Origin of the sequence: Pseudomonas sp. EL_65y_Pfl2_R96 (genome assembly GCF_963970905.1) — a bacterium.
Lineage (GTDB): Bacteria > Pseudomonadota > Gammaproteobacteria > Pseudomonadales > Pseudomonadaceae > Aquipseudomonas.
In genome coordinates, this window is record NZ_CAXAQH010000006.1 from 76,004 (window position 1) to 97,461 (window position 21,458).

Here is a 21,458-nt window from a genome sequence, read left to right on the forward strand (position 1 = left end):
CGCGTTATCGTTCATCGCGAGCAGGCTCGCTCCCACAGGGATTATCGTCGTCCACAGATTCCGCGTACGACACACATCTACTGTGGGAGCGAGCCTGCTCGCGATGGCGGCGACACATTCAATACTCTTGTGACTGACTCACCATCTTCGCGAGCAAGCTTCGCTCCTACAGGAGCCAGGCAATATCTGCGCCCCAATGTGGCGCACCTCTTCGCACCAACGCGCCAATCGCGATCCTTCATGGTGCGCCGCCCACACCGCGCAACCGCTCTAATACGACATTTCCTTGCCCTTCCCCGACCGGGCACAGCCCTTGCTAAAGACCCTTCAGTCGTCCGCATCTGCCAACCATAAAAAACCTTAACGTTCATGGAGATCGCACAATGAAGCGTCGCAGTTTGATCAAGGCTTTCACACTATCGGCAAGCATTGCCGCGATGGGCATGGCCTGGACGGTCCAGGCCGCCGAGACCATCAAGGTCGGTATTCTGCATTCGTTGTCCGGCACCATGGCGATCTCCGAAACCTCGCTCAAAGACATGGCGTTGATGACCATCGACGAAATCAACGCCAAGGGCGGCGTGAACGGCAAGATGCTCGAACCGGTGGTGGTTGACCCGGCATCAAACTGGCCGCTGTTCGCCGAAAAGGGCCGGCAGTTGCTGACTCAGGACAAGGTGGCGGTGGTGTTCGGTTGCTGGACGTCGGTGTCGCGTAAATCGGTGCTGCCGGTGTTCGAAGAGCTCAACGGCCTGCTGTTCTACCCGGTGCAATACGAAGGCGAAGAGATGTCGCCGAACGTGTTCTACACCGGCGCGGCACCCAACCAGCAAGCGATTCCGGCGGTGGAATACCTGATGAGTGAAGAAGGCGGCAGCGCCAAGCGCTACTTCCTGCTCGGCACCGACTACGTCTACCCGCGCACCACCAACAAGATTCTGCGCTCGTTCCTGCACTCCAAAGGTGTGGCGGACAAGGACATCGAAGAGGTCTACACCCCGTTCGGCCACAGCGATTACCAGACCATCGTGGCCAACATCAAAAAATTCTCCGCCGGTGGCAAGACAGCGGTCATCTCCACGGTCAACGGCGACTCCAACGTGCCGTTCTATAAGGAACTGGCCAACCAGGGCCTGAAAGCCACCGACGTTCCGGTCGTGGCGTTCTCCGTGGGCGAAGAAGAATTGCGCGGCATCGACACCAAGCCGCTGGTGGGCAACCTCGCGGCGTGGAACTACTTCGAGTCGGTCGAGAACCCGCAGAACAAGAAATTCGTCGCCGACTGGAAAGCCTACGCCAAGAAACACAACCTGCCGGGCGCCGACAAAGCGGTGACCAACGACCCGATGGAAGCCACCTACGTCGGCATCCACATGTGGGCGCAAGCGGCGGAGAAAGCCAAGTCCACCGACGTCGACAAAGTCCGCGAAGCCCTGGCCGGCCAGACCTTCGCTGCGCCGTCCGGCTACACCCTGACCATGGACAAGACCAACCACCACCTGCACAAGCCGGTGATGATTGGCGAGATTCAGGCCGACGGTCAGTTCAACGTGGTGTGGCAGACCGAAGGGCCGATCCGCGCCCAACCGTGGAGCCCGTTCATTCAGGGTAACGACAAGAAGCCGGATTATGCGGTGAAGAGCAACTGATTCACCCCGCTTAGCCTGATCGTTCCCACGCTCTGCGTGGGAATGCCTCAACGGACGCTCTGCGTCCGCTTTGGGACGCGGAGCGTCCCGGGCTGCATTCCCACGCGGAGCGTGGGAACGATCAATACAGGACACTCGCTATGCCCACCGCCCTTTACCGCTTGATCCTCGTCATCGCACTTTTGTTACCGATGGCCACCCACGCCGGCGACGCCGAAGACTTCGTCGCGGCCAATCCCTTGCAACAAGCAAAACTTCTGGAAGCCTGGGCCGCGCAACCCGATCCGGTCCGTATCGAACTGATCAACGCCCTGCAACAAGGCGAATTGACTGTCGATGGCCAGCCTAAAATCCTGCGCCTGAATAACCGCTTGCGAGGTCTGATCGACACCGCTTTGGCCAGCCACCAATTACTCGCCGCCGACGCACAAATCCGCTTGGCCGCCGCACAGCAATTGCAGAAAAGCGCCAAACCCGCGCAGCTGAAATTCCTCGACCAGCAACTGGCTGGCGAAAAAGACGAAACCGTTCACGCCGCCCTGAGCCTGGCGCTGGCCAATCTGCAACTGGTCGATACCGACCCGGTCGTGCGCCTCGCCGCTGTGCGTCTGCTCGGTGAAACCGGCGACCCACTGGCCCGCACCCGCCTCGAAGGTTTGCTGGAGCCGGGCGTTGAAGCCGATGCCAGCGTGCGCACCGCCGCTGAAACCAGCCTGGCTCAGGTCAAACGCAAACTGCTGATCGGTGAGATCCTCGGGCAAGCCTTCAGCGGTATGTCCCTCGGTTCGATTCTGCTGCTGGCGGCATTGGGGCTAGCAATCACCTTCGGCCTGCTCGGCGTGATCAACATGGCCCACGGCGAGATGCTGATGCTAGGCGCCTACTCGACTTACGTGGTGCAATTGATGTTCCAGCGCTTCGCCCCGCAAGCCATTGAGTTCTATCCGCTGATTGCCCTGCCGGTAGCGTTTTTCGTCACCGCTGCAATCGGGATGGCACTGGAACGCACGGTGATTCGTCATCTCTACGGTCGCCCGTTGGAAACCCTGCTCGCCACGTGGGGCATCAGCCTGATGCTGATTCAATTGGTGCGGCTGGTGTTCGGCGCGCAGAACGTCGAGGTGGCCAACCCGGCGTGGTTGTCGGGCGGGATTCAGGTGCTGCCGAACCTGGTGCTGCCGTACAACCGCATCGTGATCATCGCGTTCGCCTTGTTTGTGGTGGTGCTGACCTGGCTGCTGCTGAACAAGACGCGCCTGGGCCTGAACGTGCGCGCCGTCACCCAGAACCGCAACATGGCCGCCTGCTGCGGCGTGCCGACCGGGCGCGTCGACATGCTCGCCTTCGGCCTCGGCTCGGGCATTGCTGGCCTCGGCGGCGTGGCGCTCAGCCAGATCGGCAACGTCGGCCCGGACCTCGGCCAGAGCTACATCATTGACTCGTTCCTGGTGGTGGTACTCGGCGGTGTCGGTCAACTGGCCGGCAGCGTGCTCGCCGCCTTCGGGCTCGGCATCGCCAACAAAATTCTCGAACCGCAGATCGGTGCGGTGCTGGGCAAAATCCTGATCCTCGCGCTGATCATTCTGTTCATCCAGAAACGTCCGCAAGGCCTCTTCGCACTGAAAGGACGGGTGATCGACTGATGAATCAGCCTCTGATACTCACGGCCACACAAAAAGCCGGCCCCAAGGTCACGATCGCCGTCGGTGGAGTAATCCTCGCTCTGCTGCTGGCGTTGCCATTGCTGTCGTTGTTGCCAGCAGACAGCATCTTTCATGTCTCGGCTTACACGCTGACGCTGGTGGGCAAGATTCTTTGCTATGCCATCGTCGCCCTGGCGCTGGATCTGGTCTGGGGTTACGCCGGCCTTTTGTCGCTGGGTCACGGTCTGTTCTTCGCCCTCGGCGGTTACGCCATGGGCATGTACCTGATGCGCCAGGCTTCGGGTGACGGCTTGCCGGCGTTCATGACGTTCCTGTCGTGGACCGAGTTGCCGTGGTACTGGACCGGCACCAGCAGCTTCCTCTGGGCCATGTGCCTGGTGGTGCTGGCGCCGGGTTTGCTGGCGCTGGTGTTCGGTTTCTTCGCCTTCCGTTCGCGGATCAAGGGCGTGTATTTCTCGATCATGACTCAGGCCCTGACCTTCGCCGGGATGCTGCTGTTTTTCCGCAACGAAACCGGGTTTGGCGGCAACAACGGTTTCACCAACTTCCGCACCATCCTCGGGTTCGGCATTACGGAACCGGGGACGCGTGCGGTGTTGTTTTTCGCCACGGTGCTGTTGCTGGTGGCGAGCCTGTTCATCGGCTGGCGGCTGGCGCAAAGCAAGTTTGGCCGAGTACTGACCGCGTTGCGCGATGCCGAAAACCGCCTGATGTTTTGCGGCTACGACCCGCGTGGTTTCAAACTGTTCGTGTGGGTGTTGAGCGCGGTGCTATGCGGTTTGGCTGGCGCGCTGTATGTGCCGCAAGTCGGCATCATCAACCCGAGCGAAATGTCGCCGACCAACTCGATCGAGGCCGCCGTGTGGGTCGCCTTGGGTGGTCGCGGCACGCTGATCGGGCCGTTGCTTGGCGCCGGAGTGGTCAATGGCATGAAGAGCTGGTTCACCGTGGCATTCCCGGAATACTGGCTGTTCTTCCTCGGCGCGCTGTTCATCGTCGTGACGTTGTACCTGCCTAAAGGCGTGATCGGCCTGCTGAAAAAAAGAGGTGAACAATGAGAGTCACTGCGACGGCGGAATTCATGCTCGAACCGGCCTTTTTCCCCGTGGAGCCCAACAAGGACGCCGGCAGCAGCCGCGACGCCATCGGCCTCGGGCAACGCGTGGGCCCCGGCCTGAATACGCGCCACGGCACCATCCTGACCCTGGAAGACATCAGCGTCAGCTTCGATGGTTTCAAGGCGCTGAACGATTTGAACCTGTACATCGGTGTAGGTGAATTGCGCTGCATCATCGGCCCCAACGGCGCGGGCAAGACCACGCTGATGGACGTGATTACCGGCAAGACTCGCCCTAGCCATGGCAAAGCCTGGTTCGGTGAAACCCTCGATCTGACGCAGATGAGTGAAGTGCAGATTGCCCAGGCCGGCATCGGTCGCAAGTTTCAGAAACCGACAGTGTTCGAAGCGCTGAGTGTGTTCGAAAACCTGGAGCTGGCACAGAAGACCGACAAGTCGGTATGGGCCAGCCTGCGGGCACGTCTGAGCGGCGAACAAACAGATCGCATCAGCGAGGTGCTGGAGACCATTCGCCTGACCGCTTCGGTCAATCGCCCGGCGGGTTTGTTGTCCCACGGTCAGAAGCAGTTTCTGGAAATCGGCATGTTACTGATGCAAGACCCGCAACTGCTGTTGCTCGACGAGCCGGTGGCAGGCATGACCGACGCCGAAACCGAATTCACCGCCGAGCTGTTCAAAAGCCTGGCCGGCAAGCATTCGCTGATGGTGGTCGAACACGACATGGGCTTCGTCGGCTCGATCGCCGACCACGTCACCGTGTTGCACCAGGGCAGCGTGCTGGCCGAAGGGTCGCTGGAACAGGTGCAGGACAATGAGCGGGTGATCGAGGTGTACCTCGGTCGCTAGACCTGCAAATACAAAACCTGTGGGAGCGGGCTTGCCCGCGATGAGGCCTGCACATCCAACATCTTTGTTGAGTGACACACCGCCATCGCAGGCAAGCCAGCTCCCACAGGGTTCTGTGTGGAACAGAAGGAATTAGAACATGCTGCAAGTCGACAAGCTGCACCAGTACTACGGCGGTAGCCACATCCTGCGGGGCCTGACGTTTGAGGTGAAGGTCGGCGAAGTCACCTGCCTGCTCGGGCGCAATGGCGTGGGCAAGACCACCCTGCTCAAATGCCTGATGGGTTTGCTGCCGGCCAAAGAAGGCGCGGTGAACTGGGAAGGCAAACCGATCACCACATTCAAGCCGCACCAACGGGTGCATGCCGGCATCGCTTACGTGCCTCAGGGCCGGGAGATCTTTGGCCGACTGACCGTGGAAGAAAACCTGCTGATGGGCCTGTCACGGTTTCCCGGCTCTGAAGCCAAGGAAGTCCCGGCGTTCATCTACGAGCTGTTCCCGGTGCTGCTGCAAATGAAGCAACGGCGTGGCGGTGACTTGTCCGGGGGGCAGCAACAGCAACTGGCGATCGGTAGAGCACTGGCCAGCCGTCCACGGTTGCTGATTCTCGACGAACCCACCGAAGGTATCCAGCCGTCAGTGATCAAGGAAATCGGCGCGGTGATCAAGCAGCTCGCAGCGCGGGGCGACATGGCGATTCTGCTGGTGGAGCAGTTCTACGATTTCGCCGCCGAACTGGCCGACCAGTATCTGGTGATGTCTCGGGGAGAGATCGTGCAGCAGGGTCGTGGCGAAAATATGGAGGCCGAGGGTGTACGCGGTCTGGTTACGATCTAATCTGTAGCGTCCTAACGATAATTAGAAAATATGACCTTACCTGCCCACACCATCCTGTTCACCCCCAGCTGGCATGCCGAGCTGGAACTGGGTTACGCCCGTTTCGGTGACAGCACACGCCCGGTCCAGCGCCGTCACAAAGGCCCGCTGCGGGTGCAGAAGCATCTGTATGCCGAAGGCCCCGAGGTGTGTCAGCACATCATCGTCCACCCGCCGGGCGGGATTGCCGGTGGTGATCGGCTCGACATCTCAGCCAGCGTCGGTACGCACGCCTGGGCGCAAATCACCAGCCCCGGCGCCGCCAAGTGGTATCGCGCGGTCGGGCCGGCTTATCAGAAACTCGACTTGCGTGTTGCCGCCGGTGCTACGTTGGAGTGGCTGCCGCAAGAGACGATTATCTTCAGCGACGCTCAGGCGGAACTCAGCACGAGCATTGATCTGCAAGGCGATGCACGGCTGTTCTACTGGGACGTGGTGGCATTGGGTCGCCCGGCCAGTGGCGAACGCTTCGACCTCGGGCATTTTCAGGCGCACCTGAATATCCGCCGCGACGGCCAGTTGCTCTGGCACGAACGCCAGCGCATTGTCGGGAACGATGGTTTGCTGGACTCGCCGATAGGGCTGGATGGCCAACCGGTGTTTGCGACGTTGCTGGTGACGGGTGAAATTGATAGCGAATTGCTGGAGAAGTGCCGCTCGCTGAGCAATGACGTGCGCGGGGATCTGACGCAGCTGCCGGGGCTTTTGGTCGCCCGATGCCTGGCCAGTGAAGCGCTGTTGGCGCGAGGCTGGCTGATCGATTTGTGGCGGTTGCTCAGGCCAGCATTGCTTGGCCGAGAAGCCGTCCCGCCCAGAATATGGGCCACCTGAATGATGCTTTTATGTGGGAGCGAGCCTGCTCGCGATAGCAGTCTTACAGCCAACATCTCTATTGGATGTGATGACCCCATCGCGGGCAAGCCCGCTCCCACAGGTTTTGTATTTACAGATCCGAATACCTTTTTATCTGCCCGGATGGATTCCAAACGATGGACCTGACCCCACGCGAAAAAGACAAGCTGCTGATCTTCACCGCCGGCCTCGTGGCCGAACGACGTTTGGCTCGCGGCGTGAAGCTCAATTACCCGGAGGCCATGGCCTATATTTCCGCGGCGTTGCTCGAAGGCGCGCGGGACGGCCAGACCGTGGCCGAGCTGATGCATTACGGCACCACCCTGCTCAGCCGCGAACAAGTGATGGAAGGCATCCCGGAAATGATCCCGGAGATCCAGGTCGAAGCGACGTTTCCCGACGGCACCAAACTGGTCACCGTTCACCAACCGATCGCCTGAGGCCGCGCCATGACTTTCCACATCCGCGATGCGCTGCACGCCGATCTGCCAGCGATCCGCGATATCTACAACGACGCCGTGCTCAATACCACGGCGATCTGGAACGAACAGGCCGTGGACCTGGGCAACCGCCAGGCCTGGTTCAGCGCCCGGCAAGCCCAGGGTTATCCGGTGCTGGTGATCGTCGACGGCGACAACAGCGTACTCGGCTACGCTTCTTTCGGTGACTGGCGGCCGTTCGACGGGTTCCGCCACACGGTCGAGCACTCGGTGTATGTGCGCAACGACCAGCGCGGCAATGGCCTCGGCCCGCGCCTGATGGAAGCGCTGATCGAACGCGCCAAAGGCTGCAACAAACACGTGATGGTCGCCGCCATCGAAAGCGGTAACGGCGCCTCGATCCGGCTGCACGATCGGGCCGGTTTTGTCGTCACCGGCCAAATGCCGCAGGTGGGTACCAAGTTCGGCCGCTGGCTGGACCTGACCTTCATGCAACTGATTCTCGACCCGGGCGTAATGCCTCCCGGTCCCCACAAGGAGTGATACCCATGAACGCCGCCCAACTGCGCCGCGTCAACGTTGAAAGCTTTGCGCACTATCGTCAGGGTTTGATTGATTTGCTGCTCGACGCCGTCGGCTATGGCGCCAGTGTCGGGTTCATGGCGGATCTGGACGCCACCCAGGCCCGAGCCTATTTCGATGAAGTCCAGGACAACCTGAACAAAGGCAACGTGCTGCTCTGGGTGGTGGTCAAGGACGAACAGGTACAGGCCAGCGTGCAACTGACGTTGTGCCAGAAAGCCAATGGGTTGAACCGCGCCGAAGTGCAGAAACTGCTGGTGCGTGAACACGCCCGTCGTCGCGGCCTGGGCCAACAGATGATGCATGCCCTTGAACTCGCTGCCCGCCAACACAAACGCGGCATGCTCTACCTCGACACCGAGGCCGGCTCCCCCGCCGAAGACTTCTACAAGGCGATGGGCTACACCCGCGCCGGCGAAATCCCCGACTACGCCTGCGACCCGAACGGCCAGTACAAACCGACTGCCCTTTACTACAAGATTCTCCAAGGAGCCCATTGATGATTCCCGGTGAATACCAGATCCAGCCCGGCGACATCGAACTCAACGTCGGCCGCCGCACCCTCAGCCTGAAGGTGGCCAACAGCGGCGACCGGCCGATCCAGGTCGGCTCGCATTACCACTTCTTCGAAACCAACGACGCTCTGACCTTCGACCGCGCCGCCAGCCGCGGCATGCGCCTGAACATCCCCGCCGGCACCGCCGTGCGCTTCGAACCGGGGCAGAGCCGCGAGGTCGAGCTGGTGGACCTGGCCGGGCATCGCCGGGTGTTCGGCTTTGCCGGACGGATCATGGGCGACCTCGACTGACTGATCGTTCCCACGCTCTGCGTGGGAATGCATCCCGTGACGCTCCGCGTCACATAACGGCGGACGCAGAGCGTCCATGGCGGCATTCCCACGCAGAGCGTGGGAACGATCAATGAAGGAACTGCAATGAAGATTTCCCGTCAGGCCTACGCCGACATGTTCGGCCCCACCGTCGGTGACACGGTCCGTCTGGCCGACACCGAGCTGTGGATCGAAGTGGAACAGGACTTCACCACCTACGGCGAAGAAGTGAAATTCGGCGGCGGCAAAGTCATTCGCGACGGCCAGGGCCAGAGCCAGTTACTGGCCGCCGAGGTCGTCGATACCCTGATCACCAACGCGTTGATCATCGACCACTGGGGCATCGTCAAGGCCGACGTCGGCCTCAAGGACGGGCGCATCGCGGCCATCGGCAAGGCCGGCAACCCGGACATCCAGCCGAACGTCACCATCGCGGTCGGCGCCAGCACCGAAGTCATCGCCGGTGAAGGCATGATCCTCACCGCCGGCGGCATCGACACCCACATCCACTTCATCTGCCCACAGCAAATCGAAGAAGCGCTGATGAGCGGCGTCACCACCATGATCGGCGGCGGCACGGGACCTGCCACCGGCACCAACGCCACCACCTGCACCTCCGGGCCATGGCACCTGGCGCGCATGCTCCAGGCCGCCGATGCGTTCCCGATGAACATCGGCCTCACCGGCAAGGGCAACGCCAGCCTGCCGGAACCGTTGATCGAACAAGTCAAGGCCGGCGCCATCGGCCTCAAGCTCCACGAAGACTGGGGCACCACCCCGGCGAGCATCGACAACTGCCTGACCGTGGCCGACCAGTACGACGTGCAAGTGGCGATTCACACCGACACCCTCAACGAGTCGGGCTTCGTCGAAACCACCCTCGCCGCCTTCAAGGGCCGCACCATCCATACCTACCACACCGAAGGTGCCGGTGGCGGTCATGCCCCGGACATCATCAAGGCCTGCGGTTTTACCAACGTGCTGCCGAGCTCGACCAACCCGACCCGGCCGTTCACCCGCAACACCATCGACGAACACCTCGACATGCTGATGGTCTGCCACCACCTGGACCCGAGCATTGCCGAAGACGTGGCCTTCGCCGAAAGCCGCATCCGCCGGGAAACCATCGCCGCCGAAGACATCCTCCATGATCTCGGCGCCTTCTCGATGATCAGCTCCGACAGCCAGGCCATGGGCCGGGTCGGCGAAGTCATCACGCGCACCTGGCAGACCGCCGACAAGATGAAAAAACAGCGGGGCCCGCTGCCTCAGGATGGTGAAGGCAACGACAACTTCCGCGCCAAACGCTACATCGCCAAATACACGATCAACCCGGCAATCACCCACGGCATCAGCCATGAAGTGGGTTCGGTCGAGGTGGGTAAATGGGCGGACCTGGTGCTCTGGCGTCCGGCGTTTTTCGGGGTAAAACCGACGCTGATCCTCAAGGGCGGTGCTATCGCGGCCAGCCTGATGGGCGACGCCAACGCTTCAATCCCGACACCGCAACCGGTGCACTACCGCCCGATGTTCGCCAGCTACGGCGGCTCACTGCACGCCACCAGCCTGACCTTTATCAGCCAGGCGGCACAGGAAGCCGGTTTGCCCGAAGCCCTGGGCCTGAAGAAAAAAATCGCCGTGGTCAAAGGCTGCCGCGACGTGCAGAAAACCGACCTGATCCACAACGATTACCTGCCGAACATCGATGTCGATCCGCAGACCTATCAGGTCAAGGCCGACGGCGTGTTGCTCTGGTGTGAGCCAGCGGATGTGTTGCCGATGGCGCAGCGTTACTTCCTGTTCTAGATTTTCTGATAATCCTGTGGCGAGGGAACTTGCCCTGATGCCAGTCAGTTAAGGCGCGGAACCTGTGGGAGCGGGCCTGCCCGCTCCCACAGGGATTTCGGTTGCCTTGGCCCCCCCTCGCCACAGATGCATACAGCTCCCGCACATCTGCTTGAGCATTCGCTCGACTGATATGGGGCTAAGATGCGACTCCCGCCCTTTGCTCCACAGGTAATCGCCCATGCGCCTCAGTGATTTCATCGTTCAGAACGTAGACCGTATCGTCGATGAATGGGAGCAATTCGCCAAAACCATTACCCCCGCCGCCGAAAACATGGACAGCATGGCTCTGCGCGATCATGCAAAAGCGATCCTGCTGGCCGCCACACGGGACATGAACAAGCCTCAGTCCGCCAGTGAACAACTGGCAAAAGCCAGGGGCGAAGGTCCGGAAAAAACCCCGAGCCTGGACGAAGCCGGTGCCAACCACGGCGAGCTGCGGCATACCGTGGGTTTCGACCTGGTGCAGATGACCTCGGAGTTCCGCCATCTGCGCGCCTGTGTGATCCGCTTGTGGGTCAACAGCCTGGACTCGCCGGATCTGGCCTATTTCCAGGACATGATCCGTTTCAACGAAGCCATCGACGAAGCCCTGGCCGAATCCACCGCGGCGTATGCCGAGCAGGTCAATCGTTCCCGGGACATCTTTCTGGCGATCCTCGGCCATGACCTGCGCGCACCGCTGCAAGCAGTGAGCATGTCCACCGAAATGCTGATGCGCAAAACCACCCTTGAGGGCGACGCATTGACCTGTGCGCTCCACATCAAACGTGGCACCCGCCACATGGCGGTGATGGTCAGCGATTTGCTCGAGCTGGTCCGCAGTCGCCTGGGCAAGCGCCTGCCGATCGAACCGGTGCCCATGGATCTTGCCGAGGCGACGCGTGACGCGATTGCCCAAGCCTGCGCCGCTCGTCCGCAATGCGATCCGACACTGAACGTCGAAGGCGATGCCCAAGGTGTGTGGGATGGCCGAAGGCTCAATCAAATGCTGCAAAATCTGATCGGCAACGCATTGCAGCACGGTTCGAACCACAGCGCGGTCAAACTGACCCTCAGGGGCGAAGCGGACAGTGTTCGGCTCACAGTGCATAACGACGGCACGCCGATTCCGCCCGAGGCGATCGACACGATCTTCGATCCGCTGGTACGCAGTGCCGACGAAGAACTCGGCGGGCCGACCACCAGCCTCGGTCTGGGACTGTTCATCGTCAAGGAAGTGGTTGATGCGCATCAAGGGACGATCGAGGTCAGTTCCAATGAGACCGATGGCACGCTGTTTACCGTGGTGTTGCCCAGGAAGGTGTGAGGCAGGAAGACCCCGTTATCGTTCTTCGCGAGCAAGCCCGCTCCCACAGGGGAATGCGATCGAATGTGGGAGCGGGCTTGCTCGCGAAAGCGTCCTCAAAGGCAATACAAAAACACAGAACGACTATTCGATCAGCAGCCGCCCCAACCGCTGCCTGAGCATGCGGTTCTCGGCCCGCAGTTGCCGGACCTCTTCAAGCAGGTCCAGCGCCAGGGCAACGCCTTCCCATTCCAGCTCCAGATCGCGCCGCAGCTTGGCGGCGCGCTTGGCCAGTGCCAGCTCATAATCGGTGAAGCGCCAATCCTTGGGCAAGGCTCCCTGAGGTTCAAGGATGCCGTGTTCGACGATCTCGATCACATGCACGTCCGACAGTTCGGTCGCCTCGCAAAATTCTGCCAGGTCCAATAGAACGATCACGGGGTCGCTCATGATTGGCTACTCCTTATCTTTGAATCAAAAGTTCTCTCGCGGATCGAAAGCGGCTTTTTTCGCCAACTCCTCCCACAACTCTTTGACGTCATGGTCGAGTTTTTTCGGCATCACCGCCTTGAGCTGCACGAACAGGTAGCCACGGTGGCCGGCCTTGTGCAGCAAACCGTGGCCCTTGGCGCGCATGCGCTGGCCATTCTGGCTGCCGGCCGGAACCTTGAGGTTGATCTTGCCGGTCAGGGTCGGCACCGCGACTTCGGTCCCCAGCGCCAGCTCCCACGGTGCCAGCGGCAAGGTGATGATCAGGTTCTCGCCTTCGACATCGAATTTAGGGTGCGGCGCAAAACGAATGGTCAGGTACAGGTCGCCATTGACCCCGCCGCCAATGCCCGGAGCCCCCTGGCCCTTGAGGCGGATGCGCTCGCCGTCGGCTACGCCGGCAGGGATCTTCACGTTCAGGCTTTTGCTGGTGTTGCTGACATGCTGGCCGGCAGCGTTGTACTGCGGCACCTGGAAGCTGACCTTCTTCGATTCGGTCGAGAGGGTTTCTTCCAGAAAAACCGGTAATTCCATTTCCACGTCTTGCCCTCGACGTCCGGCGCTATGGCCCGACCGTCCACCACCATTGAAACCCGGACCACGGTTGCCGAAGATCGAACTGAAGAAGTCCGAGAAATCGCCCGTGTCCTGACCACCACCACCGAAACCACCGCGGCTCTGCCAACCCGGCGGGCCCTGAAAGGGCTGGCCGTGGTGGCCGTATTTGCGCAAGTCGTCGTATTCGGCGCGCTTGTCGGCGCTTTTCAGCGCTTCATAGGCTTCCGACGCGTCCTTGAATTTGGCCTCGGCATCCTTTTCCTTGCTGACGTCGGGGTGGTATTTACGCGCCAGCTTTCGATAGGCGGCCTTGATCGCCTTATCGTCCGCGGTCGGTTCCACACCGAGAATCTTGTAATAGTCTTTGAAGTCCATCGAGGGAATCACCATCCATTATCGAAATCGCGCAGCTCGGTACAGCATGCTCTTGTTTGCAGCGTCTGGATTGACCAATCTCAACTTTGTGACCGGGCAGCGCATCAGAAGTTTATCGGCAGCAGGGCGCGGTTCTTGCAGTCGCCCCAAGGGTTGCCAAGTCTATGCAGGGAAGTTTGGGGGTGATGGACCATCTTTCAAGCGCTGACCGCTGCGATTTAACAGATAGTCGGCCTTCGAATCTTCGCCGCACTGGCATACACTGCGCGGCCGTTTTTTAACCGGAACTTGAAAGACATGAAAAACGCATCTCCAGCCCGTGCCTGTGGTATCGACTTCGGCACGTCCAACTCCACCGTCGGCTGGCTGCGCCCCGGCATGGAAACGCTGATCGCGCTGGAGGACGACAAGATCACCCTGCCCTCGGTGGTCTTCTTCAATATGGAAGAACGCCGCCCGGTGTACGGCCGACTGGCGCTGCACGAGTACCTGGAAGGTTACGAAGGCCGGCTGATGCGCTCGCTCAAGAGCCTGCTGGGCTCCAAGCTGATCAAGCACGACACCAGCGTCCTCGGCACGGCGATGCCGTTCAAGGACCTGCTCGGGCTGTTCATCGGTCAGCTGAAAAAGCGCGCCGAAGCCGACGCCGGTCGGGAGTTCGAGGAAGTGGTGCTGGGCCGCCCAGTGTTCTTCGTCGATGACGACGAACTGGCCGACCAGGAAGCGGAAAACACCCTGGTGGACGTGGCCCGCGCCATCGGCTTCAAGGACGTCTCGTTCCAGTACGAGCCGATCGCAGCGGCGTTCGACTATGAGTCGACCATCGAAAAGGAAGAGCTGGTACTGATCGTCGACATCGGCGGTGGTACGTCGGACTTCTCGCTGGTGCGCCTGTCGCCTGAGCGCCGCAACCACGACAACCGTCACGACGACATCCTCGCCACCGGTGGCGTGCACATCGGCGGGACCGATTTCGACAAGCAGCTGAGCCTGCAAGGCCTGATGCCGCTGTTTGGCTACGGCAGCCGGATGAAGAGCGGCGCCTACATGCCCACCAGCCACCACATGAACCTGGCGACCTGGCACACCATCAACTCGGTGTACTCGCAGAAGTCGACCCTGGCCCTGGGCAGCATGCGTTACGACATCGAAGACACTGGCGGCATCGATCGCCTGTTCAAGCTGATCGACCAGCGCGCCGGGCACTGGCTGGCCATGGAAGTGGAAGAAACCAAGATCCAGCTGACTCACGCCGACAGCCGCCATGTGCCGCTGGATCGCATCGAGTCCGGTTTGAGCGTGGAACTGACCCGGGCGCTGTTCGAATCGGCCATCGACAACTTGCTGGAGCGGGTGCGCAACAGCGTGACCCAATTGCTGAACGACGCCAATGTACGGGTCGATCAGGTGGATACGGTGTTCTTCACCGGCGGTTCGAGCGGGATTCCGGCGCTGCGCAACAGCATCTCGGCCATGTTGCCGAACGCGCAGCATGTTGAGGGGAACATCTTCGGCAGCATCGGTAGCGGGTTGGCGATCGAGGCGATGAAGCGTTACGGCACCCTCGCATAATGATCGTTCCCACGCTCTGCGTGGGAATGCCGCCATGGACGCTCTGCGTCCGCTGTTGAGGCTGTGACGCGGAGCGTCACGGGATGCATTCCCACGCAGAGCGTGGGAACGATCCGGCGGGGTTACACCATCCCCACCAGCTTCAACTCACTCTTCAGATACGCGTAGTAAATCGGCCCCGCCACCACCCCCGGCAGGCCGAACGCGGCTTCGAACACCAGCATCGCCAGCAGCAACTCCCACGACTTGGCACTGATCTGCCCCCCGACAATGCGTGCGTTGAGGAAGTATTCGAGCTTGTGGATAAAGATCAAATAACCCAGTGCCGCCACCGCCACCCAGATCGACAGCGACAAGCCGACGATGGTGATCAAGGTGTTCGACATCAAGTTGCCGATCACCGGCAGCAGGCCGAGCAGGAAGGTCAGCACGATCAGGGTTTTGGTCAGTGGCAGCTTGATCCCGAACATCGGCAGGATCACCGCGAGGAAAATCCCGGTGAAAAAGGTGTTGAGCAGCGAAATCTTGATCTGTGCGAATACGATGTTGCGAAACGCCTGGACCAACAGGTGCAAACGGTCGAACAACGCCGCGGCCAAGGGCTTGCGTTTGGTCAGGTCCGGCACGCGCTGCAAGGCGATGATCGCCCCCAGCACCATACCGATCAGCAACGTCACGAACATGTGCGCCGCGTCCTTGCCCACCAGTTGCAAGTCGCTGAGATGCTTGCTCATCCACTCGCCGATGGCCACCCGGAACTCGGCGGCACTGGCGGGCAAATAAGCGTCGATGAACGGCGGTAACTGCCCGCGCGCGCGGTCGACCACGACCATGAATTTGTCGAGAGAAGCGCCGGGGTTTTCCGCCTCGTGCAACAGAAAACTGATCGCACCGGCAAAGATCAGTGCCAGCACACTGACCACTAATGTCCCCAGCAACGCCACCGCCAGCCAGCGCGCACGCCGACCTTCGATCAGCCGCTGCAACTGCGGCGTGAGCATGTTGACCAGTTCGAACACCAACAACCCGGCCAGCAGACTGGGCAGCAATCGCAGAGGGATCACCAGCAGCAAACCGCCAAAAATGATGACCCAACTGATGAGCAACAGAACGTGACGCTGAGAAAACGCTGACATACAGCCTCAAAACGAACGACGTAAAAGGATTGGCAGTCTGCCAGCGTTCCGGGGCGAGCACTAGGGATTGTATCGGTCGACCTTACCGGCCACAAAGCGTCCCGATCTGACCTCCCTGCTTATTTTTTCTTCAGGCACTCGCTCATGAACGCTTTGCGCGCATCGCCCTTCAGGGCTTTGGTAGCGGCATCGGCGTTGCAGGTTTTCATCTTTTCCTGTTGAGGTGTCATGGGTTTGGCGGCATCGGCGGCCGGCGCGGCTTTGAGGCAAGTGCTCATGAAGGCTTTGCGCTCGTCGCCCTTGAGGCTCTTGGCGGTAGCGTCGGCATTGCAGGTGGTCATCTTGTTCTGTTGGGCAGTGGCGGCGAAACCCTGGGAGCAGAGCAACAAACCGATCAACAACAACGGGGCACGCAACATCTTCATGGAGTTTTCTCCTTGTTACCGCACCGATGGGTGCGGCCTCGCTCTGAAGTGTAGACAAAGCCTGTTACACGTTCACCTGCTATCGAGGTGGCTGCGTCGATACTGTTCCGGCGTACACCCGGCCTGGCGCTGAAACATCGCGATAAACGCCGAGCCGGTGCTGTAACCCATGTCGAAGGCGATTTCCTGAATGTTACGGTGGCTGTCCAGCGCTTCGATCGCCGCCAGAAACCGCAACCGTTGCCGCCACTCCCCGAAGCTCATGCCCAATTCACGGACAAACTGCCGCGCCAGCGTGCGCTCGCTGACATGAATGTTCGCGGCCCAATCCGCCAATGGTCGGTTGTCTCCGGGGGCGGCCTGCAGGGCTTGCAGAATACCGAGTAACCCGGGGTTGCTGGCGTAGGGCAAGTAACACTCTTGCATCGGCGCCTGTTGCAGTTGGTCCACCAGCACTTGAGCCAGACGCTTGTCCGCGTCGTGCTCGGGAATTTTCACATCGCGGGCGGCGAAGTCTTTCAGGATCGCCTTGAGAATGTCGCTGATCGCCAGGGTGCAGGCCTGCTGCGGCAGATCACGGCACAGCATCGGCGCCAGGCAGACCGCGCGATAGTTGATCGGCTGATTGCTATAGAAACTGTGCTCGGTCCCGGGCGGCACCCACACCGCGTATTGCGGCGGCGACATGAAACGGCTGCCGTCGACATCCATGTGCAACACACCATGGGCCGCGTACTCCAGCGTGCCCCACGGATGCCGGTGAGGCGCGGCGTATTCGTGGGCGTTGAAGTCGGCGTAGCGGAAATACACTGCTGACGGCAGTTCGCTGAAATCCAGCAGATCGATGTGTTTGCTGTTCATGCTGTCCGGAATCAGAGGCAGGTTGTCTGGATTGAAGTATAGGCTTTGATACAGACAGACGGATAATCCCCCTTCATTAACATTCTGGCTTTTTTCCGATGCAATACGCTTATCCCCTGCTGGCCATTTTCATTTGGGCCGGCAACACCGTGATCAATAAACTCGCGGTCGGCGCGATCTTCCCCGCCGAAATCGGTTTCTACCGCTGGCTGCTGGCCGGGATTCTGTTCACGCCTTTCATGCTTAAACCGGTGATTAGCCACTGGCCGGCGATCCGCCCGAACCTGAGCAGGATTTTCATCCTTGGTGTGCTCGGCATGGCGGTTTATCAGAGCCTGGCCTACTTCGCCGCGACGCTGACGTCGGCCACCAACATGGGGATCATTCTGTCGCTGATGCCGTTGATGTCGCTGGCCATGGCGATGGTCAGCCTCGGCCAACGCCTGACCGCCGGCGCACTGGCCGGTGCGGTGTTGTCGTTTGCCGGTGTTTTGGTGGTGGTGTCGTCCGGCAGCCTCGGCGCATTGCTGGAGCATGGGGTGAACCTGGGCGACGCGATGATGCTGATCGCCACGCTGGCTTATGCGGTTTACAGCACCCTGTTGAAAAAATGGCAGCTGCGTTTGCCGCCGCTGGTGTTGCTGTATTTGCAGGTGCTGGTCGCGGTGGTGGTGCTGTTTCCGTTGTTCCTTGCCTCACCGAAAATCGGCCCGACCCTGCACAACATTCCACTGGTGCTTTACGCGTGCCTGCTGGCCTCGATGCTTGCGCCGCTGGCGTGGATGCAGGCCGTGGTGCGCCTGGGGCCGAGCCGGACCACGCTGTTTTTCAATTTGCTGCCGTTGATTACGGCGCTGATTGCGGCGGTGGTGCTGCATGAGCAGTTGGCGCTGTATCACCTGGTGGGTGGAGTGCTGACATTGGGTGGGGTGATTTTGTCGGAGCGGTGGACCACCGTGCTGGGGCGTGCGTAACCATTTGTGGCGAGGGAGCTTGCTCCCGCTCGAGCGCAAAGCGGTCGCAATATATGGGGCTGCTTCGCAGCCCAACGGGAGCAAGCTCCCTCGCCACAAGGGGCTAAACCCCGGCCGCCTTCAACCTCGCCGCATGTTCGACAAACAACCGCACCGGCTCTGCGCCCTTGCCCACCAACCCCAGCGACTGGTTGACGATATCGAAGTGATCCATCGGGTATTCATCACCAATCACCGTCCCCAGATGCGAGCTGTAACGCCCGACCATCCCGTCGCAATGCCCCGCTTCACGCACAAAGGTTGTGGCAAACAACCGGCAACTGCGATTGGTCCCGTCGAACAGGTTGCACCCGCGATCGGTTTTGCCCGGCTGTAAAGTCCCGGACCAGGAGTAATAACGCACGCCGTTAACCTCTTCCGGCCCCTGCCCGCCCCAAGTGTCAGGCAACCCCTGTGGATAACGCTGATTGAACAGCGCCACGCCTGCCGTGGTCAGCGATTGGTGCGAAGCCTCGATATCCACCGGCAGTCTCGGCCCCCGATAACCGGTTTCCAGCAGGCACATCAACGCGCTGATCAGCCACAGCAAAAAGCTGAGCAGCCGGCCTTTGGCGCTGTCAGCCGGATAATTTTCATGTAGGTAGTCCGCCAACTCCGAGCCATGGTTGGGGCCGGCCACCGAGGTCACCGACGCCACCTGGTCCGGGCGTTTTGCCGCGGCATAACGGGCGGTCAACGAGCCTTGGCTATGGCCGATCAGATTGACCTTCCCGGCTCCGGTTTCGCGCAGAATCTCCTCGATCCGTGCCAGCAATTGCTCGCCGCGTACCTCCGTGGAATTGAGCGGCGAGACCTGCACCGCGATCACGGTCGCCCCATCCCGGCGCAACGCCGAAATAATGCCGTACCAATAGGGGTAGAGCAGCAGACGGATAAACCCGAGCATCCCCGGGACCAGCACCAACGGGTAACGCGTGGCGGAACCTTGCGACATGGATGAACAATCCTTGTGAGCGGTGAGATGAAGCGAGGCTGGATGCAAGGCATCAGCCAAGCATCGTCACCCAAGATGACAACTCGACGACCCGTCTATGACAGCCACCCTACTTCAACCCTGCCACGCCTGCCACAATCAGCCCGACCGACACCAGCTTGAGCATGGTCAGGCTTTCACCGAGTAGCGCAAAACCGAGGAACACCGTGCCCAGCGAACCGATGGCAGTCCAGATCGGGTAGGCGATGCTCACCGGCAACTCGCGCATGGCCAGCGTCAGAAAGTAAATCCCGCCCACCGCGGCCACCACGGTGATCACCGAGGGCCAAAGCCGGGAGAAGCCTTCGGCGTACTTCATGCCCATGGCGAAGGTGACTTCGAACCCGGCGGCGATCAGCAAGAACAGCCAGGCCATCTACAACTCCCTGGCCAGCGCCAGCAAACGCTGCTCGGCCTCGGCCACGGAAACCTGGAAAGTACGCTCGGCAGACTCTTCGCCCTCGGCGGCGACAACCGTAATGTCGGTGATGCCGATGAACCCCAGCGCCGTGCGCAGCAACGGATCGGCATGGTTCATCGCTTCCAGCTCACCACCCGGCCCGAAGCCGAATCCGCCGCGACTGGTGACGATCAACGCTTTCTTGCCTCGCACCAGTGGTTCGTACTGAGCGACGCCGTTGTCCAGGGTGTGATTGAACGTCAGCCCGAGCCGCACAATCTGGTCGATCCAGGCCTTGAGGCCGCTGGGCACGCTGAAGTTGTACATCGGTGTGGAAATCACCAACAGATCATGGCCGAGCAACTCCCCCACCAATTCATCGCTGAGTGCCAGGTCGGCCTGCATCGACAGCGGTCGCGCTTGCGGCTCTGGATGAAAAGCGGCCGCTACGAAGGCTTCGTTGACGGGTGGAATCAACGCCCGACCGACTTCACGGCGAGTCAGTTTCGACTGCGGGTTGCGGACCTGCCAGGCCGAAATAAACACCTCGGCCAAACGTCGTGAATGGGAACGGTCGCCACGGGGGCTGGCGTGAATGGCAAGAATTCTGCTCATCTGAATCTCCTGAAGACTAAACTCTAACTGTTTGTGGCTCGCAGCTTGAAGCTGGCAGCCGCGTCTATTCAAATGAGCAAAAATCAGTTTGGGTGAATCTATTTCACCCATGGAGTTTCAAATGTTTGCCTCGTTACCGCTGACCGCCCTACGGGCCTTCGAATCCGCCTCGCGCCTGCTGAGTTTCAAGGCCGCCGCCGAAGAGCTCTCCGTGACGCCGACGGCGGTTTCCCACCAGATCCGCTCCCTGGAAAACTGGCTCGGCGTGCCGCTGTTCGAACGACTGCCACGGCAGGTGCGCCTCACCGAGAGCGGCGAACGGCTGTTCCGCAGCCTGCACGGCGCCCTGCTGGAAGTGGCGCAAAGTGTCGATACCTTGCGCCCGCAACGCAGCGGCACGAGCCTGACGGTCTCCACCACGGCCGCCTTCGCGGCCCTCTGGCTGGTGCCAAGGCTGGGCCGGTTTTACGCCCGCCATCCGAACATCAGCCTGCGGCTGGACACTCACTGCGAAGTCATCGATTTGCATCAGGACGCCAGTGTCGATCTGGTGGTGCGTTACAGCCTCGACGATTACCCGAACCTGTATGGGCTGTGCCTGTTCGACGAATCCTTCGGGGTCTATGGCTCGCCTGAACAAGCGGCCCTGGCAGCCCGTCGGGTACCGACCCTGATCAGCGTGCGCTGGTACAACTCCAAGCTTTACGCCCACGGCTGGGAGGCCTGGTGCGCGCAGTCCGGCGAAACCTGGCTGGCCGGGCAACCGCTGGTGCGCGAATACGACGAAGAGCATTACGCGCTGCAAGCCGCCATCGCCGGGCAAGGTCTGGTACTGGCGAGCAATATTCTGGTGTCGGAAAGTGTGGCCAGCGGTTTGCTGGTGGCTTATCGGGGTGGTATTCAGGTCGACGGGGCCGGATACAGCGCGCTATGCGTGCCGGGCCGTGAACGGCATCCGCCGGTGCGGGCATTCTTTGCGTGGTTGCAGGAGGAAGCTCGGTTGTCGGGTCTATTGCCAAGATCGCAGCCTGCGGCAGCGCCTACAGGAGAACTCATTTCCCTGTAGGCGC

The 21,458-nt window shown here is 60.8% G+C and carries 23 protein-coding genes; 15 read left to right on the forward strand and 8 right to left on the reverse strand.

Features of this window, described 5'->3' with window-relative positions; genetic code table 11:
- The first annotated feature begins 383 nt into the window (after positions 1-383).
- From urtA to AACY49_RS09095, 12 genes are all read left to right on the forward strand, one after another.
- Positions 384-1,649 (forward strand): urea ABC transporter substrate-binding protein, encoded by a 1,266-nt coding sequence (gene urtA, locus AACY49_RS09040; RefSeq protein ID WP_339523104.1) that lies wholly within the window; start codon positions 384-386, stop codon positions 1,647-1,649.
- Between the two features lie 140 nt (positions 1,650-1,789).
- Positions 1,790-3,292, forward strand: a complete 1,503-nt coding sequence (urtB, locus tag AACY49_RS09045) for an urea ABC transporter permease subunit UrtB (protein WP_339523105.1) — start codon at positions 1,790-1,792, stop codon at positions 3,290-3,292.
- Positions 3,292-4,371, forward strand: coding sequence for an urea ABC transporter permease subunit UrtC (urtC, locus tag AACY49_RS09050; protein WP_258697768.1), 1,080 nt, complete (start codon positions 3,292-3,294; stop codon positions 4,369-4,371). The genes urtB and urtC overlap by 1 nt, the downstream gene beginning before the upstream one ends.
- Entirely contained in the window at positions 4,368-5,237 is an 870-nt protein-coding gene (urtD, locus tag AACY49_RS09055; protein WP_258697769.1) for an urea ABC transporter ATP-binding protein UrtD, read from the forward strand. Before urtC ends, urtD begins: the two co-directional genes overlap by 4 nt.
- 139 nt (positions 5,238-5,376) lie before the next feature.
- The gene (gene urtE, locus AACY49_RS09060; protein WP_007907370.1) at positions 5,377-6,075 is read left to right on the forward strand and encodes an urea ABC transporter ATP-binding subunit UrtE; all 699 of its coding nucleotides are present in this window, start codon (positions 5,377-5,379) and stop codon (positions 6,073-6,075) included.
- 30 nt (positions 6,076-6,105) lie between these two features.
- The gene (locus AACY49_RS09065) at positions 6,106-6,945 is read left to right on the forward strand and encodes an urease accessory protein UreD (protein ID WP_339523106.1); all 840 of its coding nucleotides are present in this window, start codon (positions 6,106-6,108) and stop codon (positions 6,943-6,945) included.
- Between the two features lie 158 nt (positions 6,946-7,103).
- Positions 7,104-7,406 carry an urease subunit gamma gene (gene ureA / locus AACY49_RS09070; protein ID WP_007937143.1) on the forward strand — a complete coding sequence of 101 codons (303 nt, stop codon included), beginning with the start codon at positions 7,104-7,106 and terminating at the stop codon, positions 7,404-7,406.
- A 9-nt stretch (positions 7,407-7,415) separates the two neighbouring features.
- A complete protein-coding gene (locus AACY49_RS09075; protein ID WP_258697771.1) occupies positions 7,416-7,949 on the forward strand; it encodes a GNAT family N-acetyltransferase in 534 nt (177 codons plus the stop codon).
- Between the two features lie 5 nt (positions 7,950-7,954).
- Positions 7,955-8,488 carry a GNAT family N-acetyltransferase gene (locus AACY49_RS09080; RefSeq protein WP_258697772.1) on the forward strand — a complete coding sequence of 178 codons (534 nt, stop codon included), beginning with the start codon at positions 7,955-7,957 and terminating at the stop codon, positions 8,486-8,488.
- Positions 8,488-8,796 (forward strand): urease subunit beta, encoded by a 309-nt coding sequence (locus AACY49_RS09085; protein ID WP_008011171.1) that lies wholly within the window; start codon positions 8,488-8,490, stop codon positions 8,794-8,796. The genes AACY49_RS09080 and AACY49_RS09085 overlap by 1 nt, the downstream gene beginning before the upstream one ends.
- Positions 8,797-8,922: 126 nt before the next feature.
- Positions 8,923-10,623, forward strand: coding sequence for an urease subunit alpha (gene ureC / locus AACY49_RS09090; RefSeq protein WP_339523107.1), 1,701 nt, complete (start codon positions 8,923-8,925; stop codon positions 10,621-10,623).
- Positions 10,624-10,843: 220 nt separating this feature from the next.
- Complete coding sequence (locus tag AACY49_RS09095) at positions 10,844-11,971, forward strand: sensor histidine kinase (protein ID WP_339523108.1); 1,128 nt, start codon at positions 10,844-10,846, stop codon at positions 11,969-11,971.
- Positions 11,972-12,094: 123 nt separating this feature from the next.
- Here the strand turns inward: AACY49_RS09095 and AACY49_RS09100 are convergent, their stop codons facing one another.
- Positions 12,095-12,400, reverse strand: a complete 306-nt coding sequence (locus tag AACY49_RS09100) for a chaperone modulator CbpM (RefSeq protein ID WP_258697775.1) — start codon at positions 12,398-12,400, stop codon at positions 12,095-12,097.
- A 24-nt stretch (positions 12,401-12,424) separates the two neighbouring features.
- Entirely contained in the window at positions 12,425-13,372 is a 948-nt protein-coding gene (locus tag AACY49_RS09105) for a DnaJ C-terminal domain-containing protein (protein WP_258697776.1), read from the reverse strand.
- A gap of 297 nt (positions 13,373-13,669) precedes the next feature.
- On the opposite strand from AACY49_RS09105, the gene AACY49_RS09110 reads away from it, so the two are divergent.
- The gene (locus AACY49_RS09110; RefSeq protein ID WP_339523110.1) at positions 13,670-14,944 is read left to right on the forward strand and encodes an Hsp70 family protein; all 1,275 of its coding nucleotides are present in this window, start codon (positions 13,670-13,672) and stop codon (positions 14,942-14,944) included.
- A 122-nt stretch (positions 14,945-15,066) separates the two neighbouring features.
- On the opposite strand, the gene AACY49_RS09115 is transcribed toward AACY49_RS09110, so the two are convergent.
- The 3 genes from AACY49_RS09115 to AACY49_RS09125 form a co-directional block, all read right to left on the reverse strand.
- Positions 15,067-16,080: an AI-2E family transporter gene (locus AACY49_RS09115; RefSeq protein WP_339523112.1), complete on the reverse strand. Its 1,014-nt coding sequence runs from the start codon at positions 16,078-16,080 to the stop codon at positions 15,067-15,069.
- Positions 16,081-16,199: 119 nt separating this feature from the next.
- Positions 16,200-16,505: a PsiF family protein gene (locus AACY49_RS09120; protein WP_339523114.1), complete on the reverse strand. Its 306-nt coding sequence runs from the start codon at positions 16,503-16,505 to the stop codon at positions 16,200-16,202.
- 72 nt (positions 16,506-16,577) lie between these two features.
- On the reverse strand, positions 16,578-17,366 hold the full coding sequence (locus AACY49_RS09125) for an AraC family transcriptional regulator (protein WP_339523116.1): 789 nt from the start codon (positions 17,364-17,366) through the stop codon (positions 16,578-16,580).
- A gap of 98 nt (positions 17,367-17,464) precedes the next feature.
- On the opposite strand from AACY49_RS09125, the gene AACY49_RS09130 reads away from it, so the two are divergent.
- Entirely contained in the window at positions 17,465-18,340 is an 876-nt protein-coding gene (locus tag AACY49_RS09130) for a DMT family transporter (RefSeq protein ID WP_339523118.1), read from the forward strand.
- Positions 18,341-18,443: 103 nt separating this feature from the next.
- Here AACY49_RS09130 and AACY49_RS09135 read toward each other — a convergent pair whose 3' ends face one another.
- The 3 genes from AACY49_RS09135 to AACY49_RS09145 form a co-directional block, all read right to left on the reverse strand.
- Positions 18,444-19,334, reverse strand: a complete 891-nt coding sequence (locus tag AACY49_RS09135) for a triacylglycerol lipase (RefSeq protein ID WP_339523120.1) — start codon at positions 19,332-19,334, stop codon at positions 18,444-18,446.
- A 109-nt stretch (positions 19,335-19,443) separates the two neighbouring features.
- Positions 19,444-19,749: a DMT family transporter gene (locus AACY49_RS09140; protein WP_258697783.1), complete on the reverse strand. Its 306-nt coding sequence runs from the start codon at positions 19,747-19,749 to the stop codon at positions 19,444-19,446.
- Positions 19,750-20,388 carry an FMN-dependent NADH-azoreductase gene (locus tag AACY49_RS09145; RefSeq protein WP_339523123.1) on the reverse strand — a complete coding sequence of 213 codons (639 nt, stop codon included), beginning with the start codon at positions 20,386-20,388 and terminating at the stop codon, positions 19,750-19,752. It lies immediately after the preceding gene.
- A 109-nt stretch (positions 20,389-20,497) separates the two neighbouring features.
- On the opposite strand from AACY49_RS09145, the gene AACY49_RS09150 reads away from it, so the two are divergent.
- Positions 20,498-21,454 carry a LysR substrate-binding domain-containing protein gene (locus tag AACY49_RS09150; protein WP_339523125.1) on the forward strand — a complete coding sequence of 319 codons (957 nt, stop codon included), beginning with the start codon at positions 20,498-20,500 and terminating at the stop codon, positions 21,452-21,454.
- Positions 21,455-21,458 lie beyond the last annotated feature (4 nt).

What these genes read in the sequence shown, in the direction of transcription:
- urtA (WP_339523104.1), top strand. Translation starts at nt 384, where the DNA reads ATGAAGCGTCGCAGTTTGATCAAGGCTTTCACACTATCGGCAAGCATT.
- urtB (WP_339523105.1), top strand. Translation starts at nt 1,790, where the DNA reads ATGCCCACCGCCCTTTACCGCTTGATCCTCGTCATCGCACTTTTGTTA.
- urtC (WP_258697768.1), top strand. Translation starts at nt 3,292, where the DNA reads ATGAATCAGCCTCTGATACTCACGGCCACACAAAAAGCCGGCCCCAAG.
- urtD (WP_258697769.1), top strand. Translation starts at nt 4,368, where the DNA reads ATGAGAGTCACTGCGACGGCGGAATTCATGCTCGAACCGGCCTTTTTC.
- urtE (WP_007907370.1), top strand. Translation starts at nt 5,377, where the DNA reads ATGCTGCAAGTCGACAAGCTGCACCAGTACTACGGCGGTAGCCACATC.
- AACY49_RS09065 (WP_339523106.1), top strand. Translation starts at nt 6,106, where the DNA reads ATGACCTTACCTGCCCACACCATCCTGTTCACCCCCAGCTGGCATGCC.
- ureA (WP_007937143.1), top strand. Translation starts at nt 7,104, where the DNA reads ATGGACCTGACCCCACGCGAAAAAGACAAGCTGCTGATCTTCACCGCC.
- AACY49_RS09075 (WP_258697771.1), top strand. Translation starts at nt 7,416, where the DNA reads ATGACTTTCCACATCCGCGATGCGCTGCACGCCGATCTGCCAGCGATC.
- AACY49_RS09080 (WP_258697772.1), top strand. Translation starts at nt 7,955, where the DNA reads ATGAACGCCGCCCAACTGCGCCGCGTCAACGTTGAAAGCTTTGCGCAC.
- AACY49_RS09085 (WP_008011171.1), top strand. Translation starts at nt 8,488, where the DNA reads ATGATTCCCGGTGAATACCAGATCCAGCCCGGCGACATCGAACTCAAC.
- ureC (WP_339523107.1), top strand. Translation starts at nt 8,923, where the DNA reads ATGAAGATTTCCCGTCAGGCCTACGCCGACATGTTCGGCCCCACCGTC.
- AACY49_RS09095 (WP_339523108.1), top strand. Translation starts at nt 10,844, where the DNA reads ATGCGCCTCAGTGATTTCATCGTTCAGAACGTAGACCGTATCGTCGAT.
- AACY49_RS09100 (WP_258697775.1), bottom strand. Translation starts at nt 12,400, where the DNA reads ATGAGCGACCCCGTGATCGTTCTATTGGACCTGGCAGAATTTTGCGAG.
- AACY49_RS09105 (WP_258697776.1), bottom strand. Translation starts at nt 13,372, where the DNA reads ATGGACTTCAAAGACTATTACAAGATTCTCGGTGTGGAACCGACCGCG.
- AACY49_RS09110 (WP_339523110.1), top strand. Translation starts at nt 13,670, where the DNA reads ATGAAAAACGCATCTCCAGCCCGTGCCTGTGGTATCGACTTCGGCACG.
- AACY49_RS09115 (WP_339523112.1), bottom strand. Translation starts at nt 16,080, where the DNA reads ATGTCAGCGTTTTCTCAGCGTCACGTTCTGTTGCTCATCAGTTGGGTC.
- AACY49_RS09120 (WP_339523114.1), bottom strand. Translation starts at nt 16,505, where the DNA reads ATGAAGATGTTGCGTGCCCCGTTGTTGTTGATCGGTTTGTTGCTCTGC.
- AACY49_RS09125 (WP_339523116.1), bottom strand. Translation starts at nt 17,366, where the DNA reads ATGAACAGCAAACACATCGATCTGCTGGATTTCAGCGAACTGCCGTCA.
- AACY49_RS09130 (WP_339523118.1), top strand. Translation starts at nt 17,465, where the DNA reads ATGCAATACGCTTATCCCCTGCTGGCCATTTTCATTTGGGCCGGCAAC.
- AACY49_RS09135 (WP_339523120.1), bottom strand. Translation starts at nt 19,334, where the DNA reads ATGTCGCAAGGTTCCGCCACGCGTTACCCGTTGGTGCTGGTCCCGGGG.
- AACY49_RS09140 (WP_258697783.1), bottom strand. Translation starts at nt 19,749, where the DNA reads ATGGCCTGGCTGTTCTTGCTGATCGCCGCCGGGTTCGAAGTCACCTTC.
- AACY49_RS09145 (WP_339523123.1), bottom strand. Translation starts at nt 20,388, where the DNA reads ATGAGCAGAATTCTTGCCATTCACGCCAGCCCCCGTGGCGACCGTTCC.
- AACY49_RS09150 (WP_339523125.1), top strand. Translation starts at nt 20,498, where the DNA reads ATGGAGTTTCAAATGTTTGCCTCGTTACCGCTGACCGCCCTACGGGCC.